Origin of the sequence: Pantoea anthophila (genome assembly GCF_006494375.1) — a bacterium.
In the GTDB taxonomy this organism is placed as follows: Bacteria; Pseudomonadota; Gammaproteobacteria; order Enterobacterales; family Enterobacteriaceae; genus Pantoea; species Pantoea anthophila.
In genome coordinates this window covers 55,615-80,295 of record NZ_VHIZ01000056.1, presented here as the reverse complement: position 1 = coordinate 80,295, position 24,681 = coordinate 55,615, and the positions used below count along the sequence as shown (strand labels likewise).

Here is a 24,681-nt window from a genome sequence, read left to right as displayed (position 1 = left end):
GCACGCAATGAAAGAGACGACTTTTGAGCGAAAGAAAGCGCGGGCGTTAGCCCTGCTGGCCGAAACAAAAATGTGGCGCAGCCACTATGCACCTCCTTTGTATCGCCTGTTGTGGAAGATGAAGATTCCTCTTCCTCCACCAACTTTCTGTCCTTTCTGGTTTAATTTTCTGTTTTTCGGTGGGATGGCCATACTATTCGTGCCAGCTGTTCTTATCTTCCCTGCACTACCTGACCTTAATGTATATCGCGTTTTATTGATCCCTGATCTGGCCGCTGGCGTTCTTTTTGGTCTGCCTCTAGCGCTGTTTCATGCATGGCGCAAAAGGGTCTTCAGGCTGCCCGCGTGGAAATCGTTATAAAGCATCACAGATGCCTCCAGCCAGCGCCCGCACATCGTCCGGCCGGTGTCGTTAAACCCCGCACCGTCGTCAGCCGGGCAGGTAAGGCCTGCCTGAAGAGCAAAGTGTGCGAGCCAGGGAGGGCGAGCCCAGTCCGCAGGGAGGCGGGAATCCTTTGCGATCAGGCAGGCCTTTCCTGCACGACGCACCGCCCTCACAGCCCGCTCCAGCCTGCGCCTGCGCCTGCACCTGCTGCACGCACAACGCCCTGCTCCTGCAAATCTGCCCGGTAAAACCGCACGACGTCTCCTACCATCAGCAGCGACGGCGACACCGGCTGCGCCTGCGCCACCGTCTCCGCCAGCCCGCCCAGGGTAGTGATCAGCACCCGCTGATCCGGCCGGGTCCCCTTCTCGATAATCGCCACCGGCGTCTCCCTGTCGCGCCCGTTTGCCTGGAGCTGCGCACTGATCGAGGCACTCCAGCTCAGCCCCATATAGAACACCAGCGTCTCATTCACCGCCGCCAGCGCAGCCGCATCCAGCTGCGGCTCGCCCAGCCGCCCATGCCCGGTAATCAACCGCAACGACTGTGCGCATTCCCGGTGCGTTAGCGGGATGCCGCTGGCCGCCGCACAGCCCACCGCCGCCGTAATCCCCGGCACCACCTCACAACGGATCCCGGCCTGCTGCAGGCTCACCATCTCCTCGCCACCGCGACCAAAAATAAAGGGATCGCCGCCTTTCAGCCGGATCACGTTGCGCCCGCTGCGCGCCAGATCCACCAGTAGCTGGTTGATCTGCGCCTGCTTCAGCCCATGCGCGCCCGGCTGCTTGCCCACGTCAATCGACAACGCGCTCTCCGGCACCTCCGCCATCACCGCTTCGCTCACCAACCGGTCATACACCACCACCTCCGCACGCTGCAGCAACCGCAATGCCTTCACCGTCAGCAGATCCACATCACCCGGCCCGGCCCCGACCAGCCAGACCCTGCCCGCCTGCCCGCCCGCACCGGCCGGAGCCAGTAACTTATCCAGAGAATCAATTGCCCGCGTCATCATTCCTCCACCACCACGTCAGACAACAACAGCTGCTTCAGCTCCGGAATACAGGAGCCGCACTGTGTGCCGCACTTCAGCCTCTCGCCCAGCGCCTGAGTCGACCGGCACCCCTGCGCCATCGCCTGTAAAATCGCCTGCTCACCCACCGCCATACAGCTGCAGATTATCCGGCCCGTCGCCCTGCCCTCTGCGGCCCGACCGGCCAGCACGCTGTGCCGCCCGGCCGCATCCTGCGGGGCAGTCCGGAAGGCCGCCGCGACAAACGCACTCTCCAGCGCCGGCTGCGCTGTGCCGGCGTAAAACGCCAGCTGCAACGCGCCGTCGCGCCAGGCCAGCAGCCGGTAGTCACTGCCGCTGCCGGTGGCGACCTGCACCTCACAACCGGTCAGATCCGCATGATCGGCCAGCCACGCCTGCGGCGAACCCTCGCCCGCCACCGCAAACCGCTGCACCGCCGGGTAGGGCACGCGCGCCCAGTAACGCAATCCGGCGGGCGGCGTCATCCCACGCTGCCACAGCCAGCCCTGCCACTGCACCGCCAGCGGCAGGATGCGCACGGGCGTCTGCTTCAGCGCAGGCTGCCCGGAAAAAGGACAGGCCCGGGCGGCAACCAGCATGTCAACGTGCCCCTGTTGACTGAACTGCCGGTTCCAGTGCATCGGCACAAACAGCTCGCCGCGCCGCATCCCGGCATCCGCACGCACCCGCACGCTGATCCAGCCCTGCTGCGACTGCACCCGCGCCAGCCCGCCCGGCGTCACACCATACTGCACGGCATCCGCCGGATGCAGTGCCGCAAACGGCTCATCACAATGCTGCATCAGGCGCGGCACCAGCCCGGTCCGGGTCATGGTATGCCACTGGTCGCGCACCCGACCGCTGTTCATCAGCAGCGGATAAGCCGCATCACGCGGCACAGCGTGCGGCGTTGCCGGCACCCGTAACTGCGCTTTACCGTCCGGATGAAAAAAGCGCCGATCGCTGAACAGCCGGGCGCAGCCCCGGGGGTGGTCAGCGTTTACCGGCCACTGCACCGGACGCAGCGCGTCCCACTCCGCCTGACTCAGCTGCGCCAGCCCGCTGATATCGAATGCCCGCTGCCCCCCGTTCTCAAAACCGGACAGCGCAGCATGTTCGCGGAAGATCTCCGACGGATGCTGCCAGTTAAACCCCTCACTGAACCCTAACCGCTGCGCCACCTGAGCCAGCAGCCACCAGTCTGGCCGGGTATCACCCGGTGCGCTGACGAAAGGGCGCTGACGTGAAATCCGCCGCTCTGAGTTGGTCACGGTGCCACTCTTCTCGCCCCAGCCCTGGGCAGGCAGCAGGATATCGGCAAAGGCGCTGGTGTCAGTCTGCGCCATCACATCGGACACAATCACCAGCGGACAGGCCGCCAGCGCCTGCGCCACCCGGTTGCCCTCAGGCATCGACACCGCCGGGTTGGTCCCCATTATCCACACCGCTTTCACGCTGCCCTCCCCGATCGCCCTGAACAGTTCCAGCGCGGTCAGCCCCGGCTGGCGGGCTATCACCGGACTGCGCCAGAAACGCTGCACCCGGTCGCAATCTTCTGCGGTAAACGTCATGTGCGCCGCCAGCTGGTTCGCCAGCCCGCCCACCTCGCGGCCACCCATGGCATTTGGCTGTCCGGTCAGCGAAAAGGGACCGCAGCCCGAGCGGCCTATTTTGCCGCTCAGCAGATGCAGATTGAGGATGGCCTGATTGTTGTCGCTGCCGGTGACGGACTGATTGATCCCCATACACCAGAGCGTCAGCACCCGATCGTGCTCACTGAACAGCCGGAAAAAGTGCGTCACCTGCTGCACGGTTAAATCGCACTCCACCGCCACCCGAACCACATCCCACGCCGCCGCCGCGGCCAGCGTCTCTGAGACGCCGTTGAGGTGCGGCAGCATGCTGGCATCCAGACCCTTCGTCTGTGCCAGCCAGTGCAGCAGGCCGGAAAACAGCACCGCATCGCTGCCGGGACGCAGCGGCAGGTGCAGATCAGCCTGATCGCCGCTCGCGGTCCGGCGCGGGTCCAGCACCACGATGCGCATCGCCGGACGCAGCTGCTTCGCCTGCATCAGCCGCTGCCAGACGACCGGGTGCGCCCAGGCGGCGTTAGAGCCGACCAGCAGCACCAGATCGGCCTGCTCCAGATCCTCATAACAGCAGGGCACTGCGTCCGCGCCCAGCGCCCGCTTATATCCCACCACGGCGGACGCCATACAGAGCCGCGAATTGGTGTCGATGTTGGCGGCGCCGATGTAGCCCTTCATCAGTTTATTGGCGACGTAGTAATCCTCGGTCAGCAGCTGACCGGAGCCGTAAAACGCTACCGCCTCCGGCCCATAGCGATCGATTACCGCGCGCAGCCCCGCCGCCGCCGCATCGAGCGCGGAGACCAGGCTGACCGGCTGGCCGTCGACCCTGGCCGTCAGCAACCGGCCTTCCGGCGTCAGCGTCTCGCCCAGCGCCGCGCCCTTGACGCATAACCGGCCCAGACTGGCAGGATGGTGCGGATCGCCGGTGACAACGGCCTGCTGCGACTCCTGCGGCGTGACGCAGACGCCACAGCCCACGCCACAATAGGGACAGGTGCTGTTCATGATGCCTGCGCCAGCGGGTTAAGCGGACGGTTTGCCAGCCAGATCTGCCCCGCTTCCAGCTTCACCGGCCAGCAGCGCAGCTGATGCTGCGGGTTATCCAGGCTCTGTCCGTCACGCAGCCGCACCCGCTGTTTATAGAGCGGGGAGATCACCACCGGTTCGCCGCCCACATCGCCCAGAATCCCGCGCGACAGCACGCTGGCATCGCTGCCGGGCTCGCGATCCTCCAGCGCATAGAGCGTCTCGCCAAAGCGGAACAGGGCCACCCGTTCGCTGCCGAGGCGCGCACCGATCCCCGCCTGAGGCGGAATCGCCTCCAGCGCGCAGATGGCACTCCACGGCTCGGCAGGCAGCTGTAACAGCGGCCGCGCGGCCACCGCTTCAGGCTGACGCTGACCGCGAACCCGGCTGTAGTGCAGCGTCTCATCCGGCTGCGCGCTGTTGAGGGTTGGGGTGAACAGCGCCAGGCGCGACGGGTCCGCCAGCGTGGTCTGCCACTCGCACTGGTAAGCGTCGACCACCTGCTGCATCTCCGCCTCCAGCGTCGCGCCCAGCCCGAGGCTATCCTCGATGATCACCTGCCGCAGATAGTCCAGACCGCCCTCCAGATTGTCCATCCAGACGCTGGTACGCTGCAGACGATCGGCGGTGCGGATGTAGAACATCAGCAGGCGATCCACATAGCGCAGCAGCGTGGCATCATCGAGATCGCTGGCGAAGAGGTCGGCGTGACGCGGCTTCATGCCGCCATTGCCGCAGACGTAGAGGTTCCAGCCCTTGTCGGTGGCGATCACCCCGATATCCTTGCTCTGCGCCTCGGCGCATTCGCGGGTGCAGCCGGAAACCGCCATCTTGATCTTGTGCGGCGCGCGCAGTCCCTTGTAGCGGTTCTCCAGGGCGATAGCGAAGGCGGTCGAGTCCTGCACGCCATAGCGACACCAGGTCGATCCGACGCAGGACTTCACGGTGCGCAGCGACTTACCATAGGCGTGACCGGTTTCAAACCCGGCGTCGAGCAGCGTCTGCCAGATGTCGGGCAGCTGGTCGAGCCGCGCGCCAAACAGGTCGATACGCTGGCCGCCGGTGATTTTGGTGTAGAGATCGTAGCGCGCCGCCACCTCACCAATGGCAATCAGCCCCTGCGGCGTGATTTCGCCCCCCGGCACGCGCGGCACGACGGAGTAGGTGCCATCTTTCTGGATGTTGGCGAAGTAGCGATCGTTGGTGTCCTGCAACGGCAGATGCGCCGGTCTGAGCAGGTAGTCGTTCCAGCAGGAAGCGAGCAGCGACGCCACCAGCGGTTTGCACACTTCGCAGCCCTGGCCTTTGCCGTGAGACGCCAGCAGCGCATCGAAGGTTCTGAACTCCCCCGCCCGCACCAGGTGATACAGCTCCTGACGCGAATAGCTGAAATGGTCACAGACATCCTTCTTCACCTCGACGCCGAGGTTTTCCAGTTCATACTCCATGACCTGCTTCACCAGTGCCGCGCAGCCGCCGCAGCCGGTGGCGGCTCGGGTGCAGCTTTTGATACTACTCATCTCCCCGCATCCGGCCTGAACCGCCGCACAGATATCGCCCTTGCTGACGTTGTGGCAGGAGCAGACCTGCGCACTGTCGGGCAGCGCCGCGACGCCGGGCGCTTTCGGCGCACCGCCCAGTGCAGGCAGGATCAGGCTTTCCGGGGTTGCGGGCAGCGGCAATGCATTGAGCATCATCTGCAGCAGCGAGGTGTACTCACTGCTGTCGCCCACCAGCACGCCCCCCAGCAGCCGGGTGTTATCCGCGGAGACCACGATCTTTTTGTAGATGCCTTTAGGGCCATCACTCCAGTAATAGTGCTGGCTGCCCGGCGTGCGCCCGTGCGCGTCGCCGAACGACGCCACCTCCACCCCCAGCAGCTTCAGTTTTGTGCTCATGTCGGCACCGCTGAAGGCCGCAGGCTCTCCAGCCAGATGTCCGGCAAGCACCCGTGCCATCTGGTAACCGGGGGCGACGAGCCCGAAAATCTGCCCGTTCCACAAGGCGCATTCGCCAATGGCAAAGATCGCCGCATCGCTGGTCTGGCAGCAGTCGTTAATTTCAATGCCGCCGCGGGGGCCGAGCGTCAGGCCCGCCTCCCGCGCCAGCTCATCCCGCGGCCGGATACCGGCGGAGAAGAGCACCAGATCGGTGGGCAGCGCGCTGCCGTCGGCAAACCGCAGCACCACGCTGCCGTCCGGCTGCGGCTCAATGATGTCGGTCTGCTTCGAGGTGTGAACCGTGACGCCCAGCGCATCGATCTTCTGGCGCAGCATCAGCGCCCCGCCCTCATCCAGCTGCACCGCCATCAGCCGTGGCGCGAACTCCACCACGTGGGTTTCCAGCCCGAGCTGCTTCAGGGCGTTGGCCGCCTCCAGACCGAGCAGGCCGCCGCCGATCACCACACCGCGCTGACTGTGGCGGGCGCAGGCGGCGATTGCATCCAGATCGTCCAGGGTGCGGTAGACAAAGCAGCGGTCGCCATCGTGGCCCGGCACCGGCGGCACAAACGCGCGTGAACCGGTTGCCAGCACCAGCCTGTCCCACGCCAGCTCATTGCCCGCGCTGTCGCGCAGGCTGCGCTGCGCCCGATCGATTGCCACCACCTGACAGCCGCTGCGCAGTTCAATCCCCTGCAGGGCAAAAAAGTCTGCGCTGACCAGCGACAGCGCATCCGCCGCTTTGCCGCTGAAGTAGTCGGAGAGATGAACCCGATCGTAGGCTGGCTGCAACTCCTCGCCGTACACCACGATGTGGTAATGCTGATGCAGCTGGCGGGCAACGAGTTGCTCAAGAAAGTAGTGACTGACCATACCGTGACCGACCACGGCTAATACGGGTTTACTCATCTCAGGACTCTCTGCAGCCTGCGGCTGCGGTTCAGGTTGATCGGGGTCGAACAGGGCGTTAAGCGTGACCGCCTCGCCCCGCTGCAGACGCGCCAGCAGTGCCGGGCCCTGCCGGGTGTCGCCAGAGAGCAGCACCCCGCGCAGGCGGCCCTGGCGAAGAAACAGACGGCGATAGTCGCCGGAAAGCGGATCGAAACTGTGGAGGGATTCCCCCTCACTGATATCCCCGGCGCTGAACAGCGAAATGCCGCTGACTTTGAGCCGGGTCGCCAGCGGCTGACTGACGAAATCGGGCTGCGGCGATCCCGCCAGCTGCGCCGCCAGAATCTCAGCCTGCGCCAGGCAGGGGGCCACCAGCCCCAGGGTTTCACCCTGGTGTTCACAACACTCGCCCACGGCATACACCCCGCTGACCGCGCTGCGCAGCTGGCCATCGACCAGAATGCCGCGCTGACAGGGCAGCCCCGCCGCCCTGGCCAGCGTCACCTCCGGCTCAACGCCGATGGCGATCACCACCTGACGGGCGGCGCAGCGCTGGCCATCCGTCAGCGTCACATCTGCTTTGCCGATGGCCGCAATGCCGTTGTTCAGCAGACAGCGGATACCGCGCTGCTCCAGAGCCGCCTGTAGCTGCCCGCCCGCCTGAGCATCCAGCTGACGATCCAGCAGCCAGGGCTTGTGATGAACCAGCGTCACCGCCCGTCCCCGGGCGCGCAGCGCCGCCGCGGCTTCAATCCCGAGATAGCCGCCACCCAGCACCACGATTGGCCCCTCACCCGCCAGCAGCTGCCGGACATCTGCAATACTGCGAAACGTCACGACGTTATCGCCCTCAATGCCGGGGATCGCAGGCCGGCGCGGCCGTGATCCGGTGGCAAACACCAGCCGATCCCAGCCAAGCTGGCGCTGACAGGTCTGCAGCGTGCGGGCCGCCAGGTCGATCTGCAGCACGGTTTCACCGCTCAGCAGCGTGACGCCGTGCCGCTGATACCAGTCAGGGTCATGGATCAGGGTTTCATCGAATACCATTTCCCCGGCCAGCACCGGCGAGAGCAGCACGCGGTTGTAGTTGCCGTGCGGCTCGCGGCCAATGACCGTGATAGCAAAGCGCTGCGGCGCACGCTGCACCAGCCGCTCCACCATCTGCATCCCCGCCATGCCATTGCCTATCACCAGCAACCGTTGCCTCATGGTCTGCTCCCTATGCCGCCGTGGTCTGTTTTTCATAGAGGAAATGCAGCACCTTCTGGCGCAGCTGGTGATAGCGCGGCTCATCGGCCAGCGCCACCCTGGCGCGGGGACGCGGCAGATCGACGGTGAGGATCTCGCCAATCTGCGCGGCAGGGCCATTGGTCATCATCAGCACCCGATCGGAGAGCAGCACCGCCTCATCGACGTCATGGGTAATCAGCACGATGCTGGTGTTCAGCTCCTGCTGAATGCGCATCACGCTGTCCTGCAGATGTGCGCGGGTTAAGGCATCCAGCGCGCCAAACGGCTCATCCAGCAGCAGCACGCGTGGCTTCATCGCCAGCGCCCGTGCAATGCCGACGCGCTGCTTCATGCCGCCGGAGATTTCGCCTGGCCGCTTGTGCATGGCGTGACTCATCTGCACCCGATTCAGGTTGTGCTCGATCCAGTCGTGCATCTCCGCGCGGGTGAGACGTCCTTTAAACACCTGCTGCACCGCCAGCTCGACGTTCTGAAAGGCCGTCAGCCACGGCAGCAGCGAATGGTTCTGAAACACCACGGCGCGCTCCGGGCCGGGACCGGTGATCTCACGGTTGTCACAGAGCAGTACGCCGCTGCTGGGGCGGGTCAACCCGGCGATCAGGTTGAGCAGCGTCGATTTGCCGCAGCCGGAGTGACCGATCAGGCTCAGGGTTTCGCCTTCGTGGAGATCAAAACTGACGTTGTCGAGGGCCAGGAACTCGCCGCTGGCGGTGTTAAAACGCTGGCTCACCTGCTGAACGCGAATAATGTGTTTCATGCTCTTCCCCTTATTTTTCCCAGCTGAAGCGACGCACCAGCAGCATCAGCCCCTGCTCCAGCAGCAGGCCGACCACGCCGATAATCAGAATGGCGATCAGGATGTTGGCCACGTTGAGGTTGTTCCACTCATTCCAGATCCAGAAGCCGATGCCCAGTCCGCCGGTCAGCATTTCAGCGGCGACGATCACCAGCCAGGCGATGCCGATAGAGAGGCGCACCCCGGTAAGGACAGCGGGCAGCACGGCGGGCAGCAGAATGCGGCGCATCACCGTCCATTCAGAGAGCTGTAACACCCGCGCCACGTTGAGGTAATCCTGCGGAATGCGCTGCACGCCTTCGGCGGTGTTGATGATCATCGGCCAGATGGAACAGATGAAAATGGTCCAGCTGGCAGCCGGCTCGGCGCGCTGAAACAGCAGCAGGCCAATCGGCAGCCAGGCCAGCGGACTCACCGGACGCAGCAGGGCGATAACCGGATTGCCCATCCGGGCGAGAAAGGTGAACCGCCCCAGCAGAAAGCCTGCCGGAATGCCCACCAGCGCGGCGAGGCCAAAGCCGATGGCTACGCGCTGCAGCGAGGCCAGCACGTTCCAGCCGATGCCCTGGTCGTTGGGGCCGTTGCTGTAGAACGGATCGGCGAACAGGGTCTGCGCGGCCTGCCAGGTCACGTAAGGCGACGGAAACGCCGGTTCCACCAGCGCGGCGAGCTGCCACACCAGCAGGAGCAGCAGCAGGCCGCCCGCGGCCGGAATGGTGCGCTGCAGCAGAGGCCGCAGACGCGCCGGACGGGGCGCGATTTTTGGGGTGACCTGTAACGGGATCACGGTGGCACGGCTCGGGGGGTTCACCGGCTGCGCCACGGCGCGCGCGTCAGTTTTCATAACGACCTCTCTTAACGTTTGATAGCGAAACTGGCGGCGTAGGCGGCAGGGTCACTGCCATCCCAGACTTTGCCGTCGATCAGGGTGCTGCTGCGCATCTCACTGGCGGGCACGGCAACCTGGCCCACCGCGCTGGCCGCCTCTTTATAGATATCGAGGCGGTTGATCTGGCGGGCCACCGCGAGGTAATCGGGATCGTGGGTGAGCAGGCCCCAGCGTTTCATCTGGGTCAGGAACCACATGCCGTCGGAGAGCCACGGAAAACTGACGTTGCCGTTGTCGAAAAAGCGCATCGGATGGGCGTCCTGCCACGTCTGGCCCAGACCGTTCTCATACTGGCCCAGCATCCGCCCCTGCAGCGTGTCGACGCGGGTGTTGATCCAGGCGCGTCCGGCCAGCACCTGCGCGGTTTCGCGGCGGTTATCGTCTGAGGCGTCGATCCAGCGCGCGGCGTCCAGCACGGCGGCGGTCAGCGCACGGGCGGTGTTGGGGTTCTCTTTCACCCACTGCGCGCGGGTGCCGAGCACTTTCTCCGGATGCTCCGGCCAGATCTGCTGGCTGGTGGCGGCGGTAAAGCCGATGCTGTCGCTGATGGCACGCTGGTTCCACGGCTCACCGACGCAGAAGCCGCTCATGTTGCCGATCTTCATGTTCATCACCATCTGCGGCGGCGGCACAACCACGGTGCGGATATCCTCAAACGGATTAATTCCGGCACTGGCCAGCCAGTAGTAGAGCCACATCGCGTGGGTGCTGGTGGGAAAGGTGTGGGCGAAGGTCAGACTGCCTTTGGGGCGGCTGTCGACCGCCTTTTTCAGGCTCGCCAGATCGGTCACGCCCTGACCCTTCAGCTGGTTCGACAGGGTAATGGCCTGGCCGTTATGGTTGAGCGTCATCAGGTTGGCCATGTCGTGCTGTGGCCCCGCCACGCCGAGCTGCAGCGCGTAGATCATGCCGTAGAGCACGTGCGCCGCATCCAGTTCACCGGAGGTCAGCTTGTCGCGCACCGCTGCCCAGCTCGCCTCTTTGCTGACCTGCAGCGTCAGGCCATACTTTTTATCGAAGCCTTTCACCGACGCCATCACCACCGGCGCACAGTCGGTCAGCGGAATAAACCCGACCCGCACCTGCGCTTTTTCCGGCGCGTCCGACCCGGCCGCCCAGACCGCATTGCGTAATCCCGGAATGATCCAGGCTGCGCCCAGCGCCGCGCCGGAAAGCAGTGCCTGACGTCGTGTCAGTGAAAATGACGGTTTGCTCATCATGTTGCCCCTGAACAGAAATAAAAAAAGGCGTCCTCCGACAGACCGAAGCCTGCGGATGGACGCCTTTATCCAAAGCACTGATCCCACCGCCATTGGCGGGCGCAATGCATACTCTCTGTATGGTTAAAGCAAAGGGTGTGCCAGTTTTTTTCAACGCCGTCAATGGCGGTTCAACGGCCTCCCTCTGCTGAAAATCTGACCGTTTTTGCACGTTTGTGACGCAGGTTGCGCACGGCGGTTGTGCAGCTACCTCTTCCGGGTTAGCTGCGCAGCGTCGCGGCGACCGCCAGCACCGCCTGCGCGATCTCCACGATCCGCCTGTTCTGATTCATGGCACTTTTGCGCAGCGCCTGCCACGCGGCCTCTTCGCTGAAACCCTGCTGCTGCATCAGCCAGTGTTTGGCCTGATCGACCACCCGCCGCTCGTCGAGGGAGGCGCGCATCGATGCCAGCTCATCCGCCTGCTGCTGCAGACGCTGCGACTGCTCGCTAATCAGCGACAGCACCGAGCGCCCGAGCTGGGGTGCCAGTCCGTCACTGTCGAGCGCCGCCGCGCCGGGCAGCCAGTCAGCGCCGGAAACATAGAGCGCAAAGGTGCTCTCCCCCTGGACAACCTGCCCTGTCGCCTGCTGCTGCGCCTGGTCGATGGCCGCGCGACAGCGCTGCATCAGCGTGGCCGTCAGGGCATCCTCCAGCGTTTTCATCTGATCCAGCCGCTCTGAGAGCAGAGAAAACCAGTGCAGTGCACCGTTCTCCTCACAGGGGCCACCGGTGCAGGCGATACGCCGCAGACGTTCGATGTCCCGGCTGGCCTTGGCCAGCGGCTGCCAGCGTTCACAGGCGGTGCTGTCGGCAAACTGCCGGAAGGTGGTAAAACTCTGCTCCTGCGCCGCAATCAGCGCCACCATCTGGCTGCGCTGCCCGTCGGTGAACTGTCGCGCCGCAAAACCGGCGGAACCGATAGCCCGCTCCTGCCCGGCCAGTTCTTTGCCCTGCATAAAACTGAACAGGGCGATCAGCGCGCGGGAGATGTCGGGATGGCTGGCGGTATCGGCCGCTTCAAACACCAGATTCAGTAAGGTGCGGATCACCTGATTAAAGGCGGCCATTGCGGCGGCCTGCTCATGTTCACGCTGGCTGATCTGCTCACGCAGCGCGGGTAACCCCTCCAGCGCCTGCAGGGCGGTGGCAATCAGGTTGCAGAAGCGGCTGAAGCCAGGCTGGGCCACGGCGGGCGGAAGGGCCTGATAAAAGTGCTGCAGCGCCTCACTCACCGCCTGCTGACGGGCGCCACGCTCTGCGCTGAACAGCGCACCGTCCGAGCAGAGCCAGAGGTTAGTGGCGCCGCGTTCCCGCTGCAGCCGATGAACCAGTTCGCTGACGGCGGCCATCAGCTCGCCGGTCTGAAGCAGCCGCTGCAGGCTGGCGATATCGCTCTCACGTGAAGCCTGCAGCCAGGCCAGGGCGTCAGCCATTTTTCATCTCTCCGCGCCGTAAAATCCTTTTGAAGCAAAAGGCGTGCCGCTTTCCGAAAAAAAGCGGCATAAACCGCCCCGGATATTCTGATTTTGAAAAGATTCTTTTCCTGCGCCGGGAAAATTTTCCGGCAATAAAAGGTTAGTGATACTTAATAGTTTCCCATCGAACCCATTGCGTGTCAGAATGGGAAGCCACGTTATCAATCAGTTTGTCTGTGCGATCATTCAGTTCGCTTTAACTATCACTTTATTCGCGGCTTTTTTCAGGGCATATCACGCCCCGGAACCGCCCGCTATCACGCATCGGCAGCAGGCGCAATGGTTTGAAATCTCAAAAGTCTTAGGTAGACTAAACGCGTTACTATCCCGATGTAATCTGACCGTTTTTTAACAAACAGACTTTCAGCACGATGCGGCGCCTGAATCAGCGTTTTCTGCATCGGGCCTGGCAATATGCAGATACTTTGATGAGATCACGAGGAACATGGTGAAAAAGAGTCTTGCGTTAACGCTGCTGGCGGTACTTACCCTGGCAGGCTGTAAGGCCCCGCCGCCGCCCGTCACTGACGATACGCTGGTCACCAGCGAAATTAACGGCGTCAAACTGGTCCATCGACACGCTGTCGCGGCACCCACTGCCTTTGAGCCGGTCAATCAGACCTGGCGTGCGCTTTATGGCGCCTCCGTGATGACCTCACCCGACTACGGCGGCAAGGTGGTTCGCTATCTCGAAACGGGTAAACCGTTTGAAGTATTAGGCAATGTAGAACACAGCTGGCTGGCGATTGCTGACCAGGCTGATGGCCCGTTAATCGGTTACGTCCCACTGAAAGCGGGCGTGGAGAGCAGTCGTTACGACGCCACCGTGCAGAGCGATCGCCCCCGTCCCCGCAAAGCGAAACAGGTCTGCGTGGCCGTCGGCGGCGCCAGCAAAGCCTGCCGCACTAACGATACCGCGACCTGGATCTTAGACTGACTATGAAATCCGGCGCATATTGCCCGCAGCACCGTTCCGTGCTGCGGGCACAGGCATTTGCCATTAGCTGGAAGATCACACTGTAATGACTGTGGAATCCCCTGCGCGTGAGGCGTCCCCCTCAGGCAATGAGAATCTGTTACTTCAGGCTGCAGCCCCCCTGCTGAACGCGGTGGTGCAGATTCGTCAGGCAGCCACCCATGACGACCCTGCCGGGCTGCGTCAGTCTCTGATCGATGAAATCCGTCAGTTCGAACAGCGCTGCAAACAGGCCGGACTGCCGTTTGAGATGATTATCGGCGCGCGTTACTGCATCTGCAGCGCGCTGGATGAAGCGGCAGCCCAGACCCCCTGGGGCACCCGCGGCGTCTGGTCGGGCAACGGCATGCTGGTCACCTTTCATAATGAAAGCTGGGGCGGCGAGAAATTTTTTCAGCTGCTGTCACGCATTTCGCAGAGCCCGCAACAGCACCTCTGGCTGCTGGAGGTGGTTCACTACTGCCTGCTGCTGGGCTATGAGGGGCGCTATCGCGGCAGCGAAAATGGCCGAACCCAGTGCGACGGCATCCGTAAACGCCTGAAAACCCTGATAGATGAAACCCGCGCGCAGCGCGAATCCCCGCAACCGCCGCTGGTGGAGGTGCATCCGCTGGTGAGCACCCTCGCCCGCCCGATGGTGCCGCTCTGGGCGTGCGCCATGCTGGTCGCGCTGGTCGGCTGCCTGATCTACAGTGGCCTGAACTGGCGACTCGGCAATGCGGCGGAGCCGCTGCTGCGCACCATTTATCAGACGCCGCTGCCGCAGATCACCGCCGGACGCCGCCCCTCTTCGCCGCAGGCGCTGCTCGATCTGCGTCAGCGCCTGAACGATGTCATCGCGGCCGGTCAGCTCGAAGTGAGCGACGGCGCGTTTGGCAGTAAAGTGATTATCCCGGCGGATAAACTGTTTGCCCAGCAGGGTACGGTCATCAATCCGGTAGGTCGGGCGCTGCTGGCTCGTGTTTCAACCGCGATGAATGATGTGAAAGGCACCATTCTGGTGTCGGTGTTTACCGACGATCATCCGGTGGATAACAGCCGCTTTGCCTCCAGCTACGAGTTCTCATTTGCCCGCGCCCGTGCCATCACCCAGCTTCTGCAGGTGCAGCTGGCTGACGGCCATACGGTTCGTTCTGAAGGCCGCGGCGACAGCGATCCGCTGCTGCCCAATGACAGCAGCGAAAACCGGACCCGCAACCGCCGCGTAGAAATTACCCTTTTTGCCGCGCCTGAAACGCTCAGTAATCACCAGGGAGCCCGATAATGCGCGCCTCACTTCGTCTGTTGTTAACCCACCGCCTGCTGTGGAGTTTTATCGGCGTCACGGCGCTGAGCTGCCTGGTCTGGATGCTGGGGCCGTTCTGGACATGGGACGAGTCACGTCCTCTGGAACCGGCGCTGCCGCGCCAGCTCACCGTCGGCGCACTCTTTTTTCTCTGGATCCTGTTCCAGCTGATCCCGTCACTCTATCGCGCCTGGTTTAACAGCCGCCTGCTGACCCAGCTCCAGCTGGCCGACAATGAAGATCCGGCCGAGCGTCAGATGACCGAAGAGCGGCTTAATCAGCGCTTCAGTGAAGCCGTGATGCAGCTGAAACGCACGCAGTTTGGCCGCCGCCACAGTGGCGGCTGGCTGGCGCGCGTTAACGCCAGCTACCTCTATCAGCTTCCCTGGTATCTGGTGATGGGGGCCCCCGGTGCCGGTAAGACCACCGCGCTGCTGAATGCGGGGCTGGACTTTCCGCTGACCGACACGCTGGGAAAAAATGCCATTCGCGGCGTCGGCGGCACCCGCAACTGTGACTGGTGGTTTACCGACAGCGCCGTGCTGATTGATACCGCTGGTCGCTATGCGCTGCAGGAGAGCCAGCGCGTGCGCGACGCCGCGGAGTGGCACAGTTTTATCAATCTGCTCAAACGCTACCGCACCCGCCAGCCGATTAACGGCGTCATCATGACCATCAGCGTCGCCGACCTGCTGAGTGACTCAGCCGAGGCGCGTTTCGCTCAGGCAAGTGCCCTGCGTGAGCGCATGGCGGAACTGCATCAGCAGACCGGCATTCATTTCCCGGTCTATGTGATGGTGACCAAAACCGACCTGCTGAAAGGCTTTATGAGCTATTTTGGCTCGATGGATAAGGCGCGGCGTGACGCCATCTGGGGCTTCACGTTTAACCGTGAACCGGGCAAATCGCCAAAGAGTGACTGGCATCACCACTTTGGTCAGCAGTTTCAGCGGCTGGAGCAGCAGCTTCAGCAGCAGCTGGCGGATCAGATGACCCAGGAGCGCGACCTGAACCAGCGCGCGGAGTGTTTCCTCTTCCCGCAGGAGTTCGCTTCACTGCGCCCGCTGCTGAACGAATATCTGGATATCGTCTTTTCTGATCATCAGGATGCGGTGGCCTGGAGTCCGCGTGGCCTCTTCTTCACCAGCGGCACCCAGGAGGGGCTGCCCTTTGATCGGGTGATGGGTGAACTGAGCCGTAAGCTGCAGTTGCGCCAGGCGGGCGATCACTCCATCGCGGCGTGGGACAGCGTTAACCGCAGCCGCCCCATCCCCGGCAACAAAGGCCAGAGCTTCTTTATCCGCGATCTGCTGAGCGATCTGATTTTTAAAGAGAGCGGCCTGGCGGGCAGCAATCGCCGCTGGGAGTACCGCAATCAGCTGTTCCACTGGATTGGCTACGGTGTGCTGGCGGGCGCGCTGTTGATCGCCTCCAGCCTGTGGTGCCTCAGCTACTATCAGAATCAGCACTATCTGCAGGAGGTGGCGGCACGGGTGCCGGCCATCCGGTCGCAGAGTCAGCAGGTCATTCATCAGCCTGCAGATAATATTTTTGATCTGCTACCCTTTCTGAATAACCTGGTGAAGCTGCCGCTCTCGCCGCGTTTTTCTCTCGATAATCCACCGCTTACTATGCGGGCGGGCTTATATCGCGGGAGTCAGGTGAGCGATGCGGCCTGGGTGCTGTATCAGAATGCGCTCAAGTCGCTGCTGCTGCCGCGCGTGGCCCAGCAGATCACCAATATCCTGCGCAACGATCCGGGTGATGATAACGCCTACAGCCGCAATGCGCTGCGCGCTTATCAGATGCTCTATCAGCCGCGTAATTATGATGGCGAATTTTTACGGGCCTGGCTGCTGCAGAACTTACAGCGCTCGCTGCCCGATTCGGTCAGCGCCCGCGACCTTCAGCAGCTCGACTGGCACCTGAGCCAGCTGCTGGATCAGCAGATTCAGTCGTCGCCTTATGCCCGCGACAACGCCCTGATGATGCGTAAACTGGCGGAAAATCTGAACATTGCGGGCCAGTCGGGCCCGGTGCTGGCGGCGACGCCCCGGCACGCTGCCCCGCAATTTTCCTCGCATAGCGAGTAATGGTGAGGTAAACATGGCTGCTTACACGGCCCCCGGCTGGTATGGCAAGCTGCCGTCGACCGGTGACTTTCTGCACCATCGACTGAGCGAACAGCAGATTAGTCCCTGGAATCACTGGTTTCAGCAGGGACTGATGCACTGGCATCAGCAGGCGTATGCGATCAGCGCGAATTTTCTCCACGCGCCGGTGTGGAACTTTGTTCTGCCGGTGACGGCCACCCGGCCACAGATACAGATGGGCTGCCTGCTGCCCTCCTGTGACCGCGTCGGACGCGCCTGGCCGCTGCTGGCCCTGCACAGTTTTCCGCTGGCGCAGTGGCATCCGGCGCAGCTGAGGATCTCCGGTGACTGGTTTCAGGATCTGGGCGCCACGCTGTTACGGGCGGTACAGACGCCGCTGAACGGCGAGCAGCTGGAGCAGGCGATTCAGGCGCTGCCCCCGCTACTGGTGCCCGCCCGCAAGCCGTCTGAAATCATGGATGTGATCGGTTTTCAGGACCTGCCCTGCACGCTGAGCTGGCGTGAAGTGGCGGAACGCTTCGACCCGCAGCAGCATATGAGCTACTGGTGGAGTAATCGCAGTGACGGGTTTGTGCATGCGACCCACAAGCATAGCGGCAACCTCACCGCGCAACTGTTTTCGTTACTGTTCAACCCGGCGGCAGGTTCACAGCCGGGACGTAATGGCCTCTATCCGCCGATGTTCGAATGAGGCCGGATGCGTTTGCCGTTTAATCTGGGATAACTCATGCAATTTACCATTGTGCAGTGCACTACGGATGTTCCGGTCAAAAGCGTCGCGTTTCAGCCGCCTGGCGGCACCATTGGCCGCAGTCAGGATAATGATCTGGTGCTGCCCGATGAGACGCGCGCCATTTCGCGTCTGCAGGCGCTGGTTCATCTGTCGCAGGAGGGCGAGTGTCGCCTGACCAATCAGGGCAGCGTGACGCCAGTAGAGCACAACGGCATTACCCTGGGACGCGGCATGCAGGTGCTGCTGAAACATGGCGATGCGCTGCGGATCGGCGACTATGCGCTGGAAGTGCGCGACCCTGCCTGCCACGCCGCCCAGAGCGATCCGCTGGCGCTGTTTGCCGGTGACAGTGCACAGCCCGCCAATCCGCTCGGCATTCACGAACATCACGACATTGAGGCGCGGCTGCTGGTCAGCGAGGCGGCGCCCGCCCGCCACGAACGCCACAGCGATGCGCGGCTGGCCATCGACCCGCAGGCGAGTGAGCCACGCCGCACGCTGACAGCCCAGCCGGTGGATCAGGATCGGCTCATCGCCGCGCTGCTGGACGGTATGGGGCTGAGCAACGGGCACGCCACGCCGATTGATGAAGAGCAGATGCGGATTACGGGCCGGATGCTGAGCCTCTTCTCGCAGGGCACGGTCGCGCTGCTCTCCTCGCGCTCCATTCTCAAGCGCGGCGTGAAGGCAGACATGACGATGATCCTCAACGAGGCCAACAACCCGTTTAAGATCCTGCCCTCCGGGAAGACCGTGCTGATGCAGATGTATCAGAGCCAGATGCCGGGCTTTATGCCGCCGGAACAGGCGGTGCGCGATGCGCTGGTCGATCTGCAGGCTCACCAGCTGGGCATGATTGCCGGCATCCGCGCCATCATCGCCGCGATGCTGCAATCCTTTAATCCGCAGCGGCTGGAGGAGCAGGCGCGCGCCGACGGCGTGGTCTCTAAACTGCCCTTCTCCACTGTGAAGAAAGCGGCGCTGTGGGACTACTTTACCCGTAACTATCAGCGTACCGCCGGGGAGATCGAGGATGATTTCCATACGCTGTTTGGCGAAGCGTTTCTTCATGCTTATGACATGGAAGTTAACCAGTATAAGGATTCTCAGACGCGGGTAGATGAAGCATGAAGATTGTGTTTGCCAGTCGCTGCCAGCAGGGACTCCGCGATGAGAATCAGGATCGCACCGGCGCTGAACTCGATGACCATAAAGCCTGTTTTGTGGTGTGCGATGGCGTCGCCGGTCTGCCGGGCGGCGAGATGGCGGCTCAGCTGGTGCGCGACACCCTGCTGAGTCAGTTGCAGGCGTACGACGCCTTTACCCCGGAAATCACCCATCAGGCGATTGAGCAGTGCCGTCTGGCGCTGCATGAGGCACAGGGTAAAAATCCGAAATTTTCACGCATGAGCACCACGCTGGCGGCCCTGTTTATTGACCGTAAAAAACAGCGTGCATGGTGGGCCCATGCGGGTGACAGCCGGGTTTACCACTTCCGCCGGGGGGTGCTCAACGAGGTGACCCGTGACCACAGTCTGGCGCAGCAGCTGAAAGAAGCAGGCTATGAAAATACCGGCATTAACAGTAATTTACTTTATAATGCGCTCGGCGCTGAGCCGCCTCGCTTAGTGAGCTTTTCACAGGAGATGGCGCTGGAGGATGGTGACGCCTTTCTGGTCTGTACCGACGGCTTCTGGCTGAATCTGACCACCGGCGAAATGGAACAGGCGCTGCGCATGGTGAATGCCTGCGAAGAGTGGCTGGCGCTGATGGAGCAGGCGGTCAGCCGCAACGTTAAAAAAGATAATCTCAGCGCACTGGCGGTCTGGATTGGTGAGCCGGAAGAGGCCACGCTGCTCTATTCACTGGCTGATTCGGCGCGCTTTCTGCCGCCTCGTTTTTGATTCCAAGGATCCTTATGAAACTGTGGTTGCCCGGCATCATCACTCTGCTGATTGCCTTTCACGCCCAGGCTGAAAATTATCGTGTGGTTTACTCCCCCAGCCTGGAGCTGGAGGTTTATATCGATGATGTGGTCAGCAAAGCGCCTGACGACTGGTGTAAAGAGACGCTGCCGCTACGCATCGTCTCTGGCAAGAGTAAGGATTCGGCGGTGCTGACCACCTTTTTGCCGCGCGTCGGCACCCTGCTCGCCAACCAGTGCGGCCTGCTGGATGTGCTGCCCTGGCAGATGACCAGTAAAGAGGGAAGCGTGCTGGCCAGCGGCAGCGCCAGCAAGCTGCAGAACTGGCGGCCTATCGTGATGGCTGATGCCACCGCCAGCGCCAGTGAGAGCAACGCCGCGCCGCTGGACCTGTCGCGGCCGGCTGACAGCACGCCGCTGCAACACTTTGATCTGCCCAGCGGCTGTCATTTTCGTACCGCCTGGGATGAACATGCTCACACCCTGTTCATCCCGGACGTCAGCAAGCAGCAGTGCTCGCCGGATGGCTGGGCAGAAGGCAAAAGTGAGATGACGCTGGTTACACCGGATCAGAAGACGCCGGTCTCCGTCACCTTCTATCAGGGCTATCCCATCGCCAATCTGACGATCCCGGACAGCCGGCTGGAAGTGATTGCCGCCAATAATCAGCGCATGATCGTGACCCGGGCGGATGCCGCAGAGAGCTGGCTGGTGCTGCCCTTTGATGACCAGCATCACGTCTGGCGCTTCAACGGGGCCCTGTTAATCAAAATGGATAAGAATGCTGCGCAGCAGAGTGCTGACGCTGTGAAATCGCGGGTCGATACCTTGCGCAGCCAGTGGGCGCCCTATTTCATGCCACAGCAAAAAGTGAATGTGTTACTCATCGACACCCTGCACGCGGATCTGGTTGATCCTGCCATTGGTGCCTGGCGTAACATCAATTAATTACCGCGCAGCCTGGCGAGCAGGCCGTGTACAGAGAGTTCACTATGTCGGCAAATGAAAATCCGAAAACCATTCCGAATGCCCTGCCTGACGGATACCGTTTTAACGAGTTTGAGATCAAGGAAGTGATTGGCGGCGGCGGCTTCGGCATCGTCTATCGCGCCTGGGATCATCAGCTTGAACGCACCATCGCCATTAAAGAGTATATGCCGGTGTCGCTGGCCGTCCGTGCTGCGGATCTCACCCTGGAATTGCGCGGTGAGCGTTTTCAGAAGCTCTTTAATGCCGGTCTGAACAGCTTTATTCAGGAAGCGCGCCTGCTGGCCCGCTTTAACCATCCGGGCCTGCTGCACGTGCTGCGCTTCTGGGAGCAGAACGGCACGGCCTATATGGGCACGCTCTATTACAGCGGCATGACCCTGAAGGAGTGGCAGCTCACCAGCCCGGAGTCGATCTCTGAAGCCTGGATACGCCGCCTGCTGCCTCCGCTGCTGGGGGCGATCAGCACCATTCATCAGGCGGGCTATCTGCATCGCGATATCTCGCTCGACAATATCCAGATTCAGGAGAATCAGCTGCCGGTGCTGCTCGATTTCGGCTCGGCGCGCAAAGAGATTGGCAACCTCTCTGATGAAACGGAAATCATGCTCAAACCCGGCTTTGCGCCGATTGAGCAGTACAGCGAAGAGGGGGAAGTTGAACAGGGCCCCTGGACCGACATCTACGCACTGGGCGCGGTGCTGCACAGCCTGATTACCCATAATCCGCCGCCGGTCAGCGTGGTGCGCTGTATTGAAGATAACTATCAGCCGCTGGTGGAACGTCAGCCGGAGGGCTACTCGCTGCCGCTGCTCCATGCGATTGACTGCGCGCTGGCGATGAAGCCGGGCGATCGCCCGCAGACGATTGATGCCTTTGCGGCGCTGATTGATCTGCCGGTCAGCGATGTGGAAGCCGTGGTCAACAGCTTCCCGGTTCCCGGTGAACCGCCTGCTGCGCGGGTGGAGGAGCCGGTCGAGGCCGCGCCGCCGGTGGTGATGGCCATGAATCACGCCGCGGCGTCGGCTGAACCGGTGACGCCGCGCACGGCGCGCCGGCTGTCGCCCGCCCTGCTGGCACTGGCTGCGGTAGCTGTGCTGGCGACCGGGGCCGCCGTCTGGCTGGCGAACCGTCACAGCGCCGCGCCGGAAGCGGCAGACTCCTCAGCGGTCATCACGCAGGCGCCCGCCTCTGCGCCGTCAGCGGCCGCCGTTCCCGCCGCGCTGGCAACCGTCTACCTTAAGCTGGAGAGCGGCGAAAGCGTGGTGCTTAACGGCCAGCCGGTGGAGGTCAAACCCGGCAGCAGTGGCTTTGCCGCGCTCAACCTGGCGGCGGGTCAGTATAAAATCGATATTCACAATGGCAGCGTGACCCACTCTCAGTCCCTGACCATTGATAAGCCCGGCACCTGGCTGATCAATCCGGGTAACTGAGTTTCGCGGGCTTGTGGGAGAAAAGAGAAAGGGCGCACGAGGATGCGCCCTTTCTCTGTTAAGAAGGAAAGCGGCGTGTCAGGCCTGTTTCAGGCAGGCTTGCTGTAATGTCCGCACCTGATGCGCCAGTCGGCTCAGCCCCTCCTCCTCCATGCCGCGGCGGGTCAGCTCCTCCTCCAGGGCAAACAGATACTGCGCATTCGAGCCGAGCGGGCCGCTGGCCACGGCAATTAACGGCGCAACCGCATCCGGACAGGAGTCCGACTCATATAAAGGATGACGCGGGTCCATAATAAAGGTCAGCGCCGTGACGCTGCGGCCATCATCCAGCTGGAGCTCACACCAGGTAGGCAGGTAGCAGCCGGTGACCATCTCACGCTTCCACAGCAGCGTCAGCTCTTCATGCAGGCGCGCTTCCGGCAGGCGAAAGGCCAGGCCGCTGGTTCTGCCGCCCTGCTTCAGCGCCAGCATACGCCCGGGATGGGAAGCGGTGCCGCGACCGGCAATCAGTCGCAGACAGAACGCGCGATGCCAGCCTTCCAGCGAACCGGACGCGACCTCATCCGCCTCAAAGATCGGGTTCCACATCAGGGAGCCATAGCCAAAAATCCAGACCGGGCTGTGATCGGGACGGCAGGCCAGCGTGGCGGCCAGCGACGCCGCACGCTGCTCGCAACTCCAGAGCAGCGTCTCTTCGATATCCCCGAACGACGTTTTACAATCCGCTTTTAACAGAAATTCCCGGGTAAGCAATGCGACCTCCTCAACATCAACGGCGTCCTGCGCACCAGCTCCTGTCACCTGATCGCCAGAGGCTTCTGGCGTTTCGGTCATGAAATTGACATTAATCTATTTTCGCGCGGGGTTTCAAGCGTGAGGCGGGTCGCAGCTTAAAAAAAACCAGATAAACCTGATAGCGCAGACGAAAAAAAGGGCCAGCTGATGCCGGCCCTCAGGCGGTGCGGAGAAGCAGCAGGATTAATGCTTCGGATGCCACTTGTCGTCATCGCCCTTTTCATACTCTTTTTTGACGGCGGACCAGGCCACTTTATGTGCCACCTCTTCCCGCGAATCATCGCCGCGTCGATCTTCCGCCTCTTTATACTGATCCCAGGCGCTGTTGAACGCCTGCTGATAGATATCCTGGGCGTGGGCGGGCAGAACGTGTTTAACGTTGTCAGGTAAATCGCTTCGGCTGGCGTAAGGCATAACGGCTCCTCTGTTGACGGATTCCTGTTAAGCCTGGCGCAACTGCGCAAAATTTCAAATCGTCACTTATCCCTGTTTCAGTCTGAAAACCGTCTACAGGCGCAACAAAGGCAAATTAACTGCGGATTTTCAGGCACAGAATGCCAGGATGGTCTGGCTGATCGGGAATGTTGCAGACTGATTATTATTACATTATTCGGGATAACTTCAGGTTAATGCAGCTTCAATCGTTTATTGCATTTTAGTAAAAAGTAGTAAATTTTTCCCTGTCGGGCCGGTGAAAAGATAAACTGCGCCCTGCTCCAAAACTGATTATATTTCTAACAGCAGCTCGCGCTGCGTCGGACAATCATTAACCAGAGAGGATGGTGAATGCCTTCACATGAAAAAACACGTCACAAGGAATTCTCGCTGATATTTCCGATTATCACGCTGGGTATCCTCTATTTTTTTGGTGCGCAGACCTCTTTTCCGGTGGTCGTCGGGATTAACCTGCTGGCGCTGGTCGCCATCCTGAGCAGCGCGTTCAGCGTGGTGCGTCACGCCGACGTGCTGGCTCACCGGCTTGGCGAACCCTATGGTTCCCTGATCCTGAGTCTCTCGGTGGTAATTCTTGAAGTGAGCCTGATCTCGGCGCTGATGGCCACGGGCGATGCGGCGCCGGGGCTGATGCGCGATACGCTCTATTCGATTGTCATGATTGTGACCGGCGGGCTGGTGGGCTTTGCGCTGCTGCTGGGGGGCAATAAGTTTGCGACCCAGTACGTCAATCTGGCCGGCGTAAAACAGTATCTGATCGCGATATTCCCGCTGGCGATTCTGGTGCTGGTCTTCCCCAACGCGCTGCCCGGCGGGAATTTCTCTGTCACCCAGGCACTGCTGATTGCGGCTATTTCAGCGGCGATGTATGGCGTTTTCCTGCTGATTCAGACGAAAACCCACCAGAGCCTGTTCGTCTATGAGCATGAGGATGAGAGTGACGACGGTGACCCGCATCACGGTAAACCCTCGGCGCACAGCAGCATCTGGCACACCGTCTGGCTGATCGTGCATCTGATTGCGGTCATTGCCGTGACCAAGATGAACGCGAATACGCTGGAAAGCCTGCTGACAGAGATGAATGCTCCGGCTCAGTTCACCGGCTTCCTGGTGGCCCTGCTGATCCTCTCGCCGGAAGGCCTGGGCGCAATTAAGGCGGTGCTGATGAATCAGGTGCAGCGCGCCATGAACCTCTTCTTTGGTTCCGTGCTGGCGACCATCTCCCTGACGGTGCCGGCGGTGACCATCATCGCCACCCTGACCGGACAGGAGCTGATTTTTGGTCTGGAGCCGCCGCAGATGGTGATTATGATGGCGTCCCTGATCCTGTGTCAGATCTCCTTCTCCACCGGCCGTACCAATGTCCTGAACGGCGCGGCGCATCTGGCCCTGTTTATCGGCTATCTGATGACCATCATGCTGTAACGGCACCGGACGT

19 protein-coding genes are annotated in these 24,681 nt (G+C 62.0%); 10 read left to right on the top strand and 9 right to left on the bottom strand.

All coding sequences use genetic code 11. The annotated features are described in order from the left end of the window. Positions 1–7: 7 nt before the first annotated feature. Positions 8–361, top strand: coding sequence for a DUF6404 family protein (locus tag FJW00_RS17645; RefSeq protein WP_140925156.1), 354 nt, complete (start codon positions 8–10; stop codon positions 359–361). 193 nt (positions 362–554) lie between these two features. Here FJW00_RS17645 and cobA read toward each other — a convergent pair whose 3' ends face one another. The 7 genes from cobA to FJW00_RS17610 all read right to left on the bottom strand — a co-directional run bounded on the left by cobA (position 555) and on the right by FJW00_RS17610 (position 12,501). Further along, positions 555–1,400, bottom strand: coding sequence for a uroporphyrinogen-III C-methyltransferase (cobA, locus tag FJW00_RS17640; RefSeq protein ID WP_140925154.1), 846 nt, complete (start codon positions 1,398–1,400; stop codon positions 555–557). Beyond that, positions 1,400–4,018, bottom strand: a complete 2,619-nt coding sequence (locus FJW00_RS17635) for a nitrate reductase (protein ID WP_140925152.1) — start codon at positions 4,016–4,018, stop codon at positions 1,400–1,402. The genes cobA and FJW00_RS17635 overlap by 1 nt, the downstream gene beginning before the upstream one ends. Next, positions 4,015–8,079: a nitrite reductase large subunit NirB gene (nirB, locus tag FJW00_RS17630; protein WP_140925150.1), complete on the bottom strand. Its 4,065-nt coding sequence runs from the start codon at positions 8,077–8,079 to the stop codon at positions 4,015–4,017. Before nirB ends, FJW00_RS17635 begins: the two co-directional genes overlap by 4 nt. Before the next feature lie 10 nt (positions 8,080–8,089). Then, positions 8,090–8,878, bottom strand: a complete 789-nt coding sequence (locus FJW00_RS17625) for an ABC transporter ATP-binding protein (protein ID WP_111208531.1) — start codon at positions 8,876–8,878, stop codon at positions 8,090–8,092. 10 nt (positions 8,879–8,888) lie between these two features. After that, positions 8,889–9,761 carry a nitrate ABC transporter permease gene (gene ntrB, locus FJW00_RS17620; protein ID WP_111208530.1) on the bottom strand — a complete coding sequence of 291 codons (873 nt, stop codon included), beginning with the start codon at positions 9,759–9,761 and terminating at the stop codon, positions 8,889–8,891. Between the two features lie 11 nt (positions 9,762–9,772). Further along, positions 9,773–11,023 (bottom strand): CmpA/NrtA family ABC transporter substrate-binding protein, encoded by a 1,251-nt coding sequence (locus FJW00_RS17615; protein ID WP_140028682.1) that lies wholly within the window; start codon positions 11,021–11,023, stop codon positions 9,773–9,775. Between the two features lie 263 nt (positions 11,024–11,286). Beyond that, on the bottom strand, positions 11,287–12,501 hold the full coding sequence (locus tag FJW00_RS17610) for a nitrate regulatory protein (RefSeq protein WP_140925148.1): 1,215 nt from the start codon (positions 12,499–12,501) through the stop codon (positions 11,287–11,289). 487 nt (positions 12,502–12,988) lie between these two features. Here FJW00_RS17610 and FJW00_RS17605 point away from each other — a divergent pair, with 487 nt between their 5' ends. The 8 genes from FJW00_RS17605 to FJW00_RS17570 all read left to right on the top strand — a co-directional run bounded on the left by FJW00_RS17605 (position 12,989) and on the right by FJW00_RS17570 (position 21,995). After that, a complete protein-coding gene (locus tag FJW00_RS17605) occupies positions 12,989–13,480 on the top strand; it encodes a hypothetical protein (protein ID WP_009090601.1) in 492 nt (163 codons plus the stop codon). An 85-nt stretch (positions 13,481–13,565) separates the two neighbouring features. Next, entirely contained in the window at positions 13,566–14,783 is a 1,218-nt protein-coding gene (gene icmH / locus FJW00_RS17600) for a type IVB secretion system protein IcmH/DotU (protein ID WP_009090602.1), read from the top strand. Then, positions 14,783–16,897 (top strand): type VI secretion system membrane subunit TssM, encoded by a 2,115-nt coding sequence (gene tssM / locus FJW00_RS17595; RefSeq protein ID WP_009090605.1) that lies wholly within the window; start codon positions 14,783–14,785, stop codon positions 16,895–16,897. Before icmH ends, tssM begins: the two co-directional genes overlap by 1 nt. 13 nt (positions 16,898–16,910) lie before the next feature. Next, positions 16,911–17,609, top strand: a complete 699-nt coding sequence (tagF, locus tag FJW00_RS17590) for a type VI secretion system-associated protein TagF (protein ID WP_009090607.1) — start codon at positions 16,911–16,913, stop codon at positions 17,607–17,609. 36 nt (positions 17,610–17,645) lie between these two features. Beyond that, the gene (gene tagH / locus FJW00_RS17585) at positions 17,646–18,782 is read left to right on the top strand and encodes a type VI secretion system-associated FHA domain protein TagH (protein ID WP_009090609.1); all 1,137 of its coding nucleotides are present in this window, start codon (positions 17,646–17,648) and stop codon (positions 18,780–18,782) included. After that, complete coding sequence (locus FJW00_RS17580) at positions 18,779–19,555, top strand: PP2C family protein-serine/threonine phosphatase (protein WP_009090611.1); 777 nt, start codon at positions 18,779–18,781, stop codon at positions 19,553–19,555. The genes tagH and FJW00_RS17580 overlap by 4 nt, the downstream gene beginning before the upstream one ends. 14 nt (positions 19,556–19,569) lie before the next feature. Further along, on the top strand, positions 19,570–20,523 hold the full coding sequence (locus FJW00_RS17575; RefSeq protein ID WP_140925145.1) for a hypothetical protein: 954 nt from the start codon (positions 19,570–19,572) through the stop codon (positions 20,521–20,523). 44 nt (positions 20,524–20,567) lie between these two features. Next, complete coding sequence (locus FJW00_RS17570) at positions 20,568–21,995, top strand: serine/threonine protein kinase (RefSeq protein WP_140925143.1); 1,428 nt, start codon at positions 20,568–20,570, stop codon at positions 21,993–21,995. A gap of 78 nt (positions 21,996–22,073) precedes the next feature. On the opposite strand, the gene FJW00_RS17565 is transcribed toward FJW00_RS17570, so the two are convergent. Beyond that, positions 22,074–22,748 (bottom strand): gamma-glutamylcyclotransferase, encoded by a 675-nt coding sequence (locus tag FJW00_RS17565; RefSeq protein ID WP_162836536.1) that lies wholly within the window; start codon positions 22,746–22,748, stop codon positions 22,074–22,076. A 225-nt stretch (positions 22,749–22,973) separates the two neighbouring features. Further along, entirely contained in the window at positions 22,974–23,204 is a 231-nt protein-coding gene (chaB, locus tag FJW00_RS17560) for a putative cation transport regulator ChaB (protein WP_009090618.1), read from the bottom strand. A gap of 372 nt (positions 23,205–23,576) precedes the next feature. Between chaB and chaA the strand changes: the two genes are divergently transcribed. Continuing rightward, entirely contained in the window at positions 23,577–24,668 is a 1,092-nt protein-coding gene (gene chaA, locus FJW00_RS17555) for a sodium-potassium/proton antiporter ChaA (RefSeq protein ID WP_009090620.1), read from the top strand. The last annotated feature ends 13 nt before the right edge of the window (positions 24,669–24,681 follow it).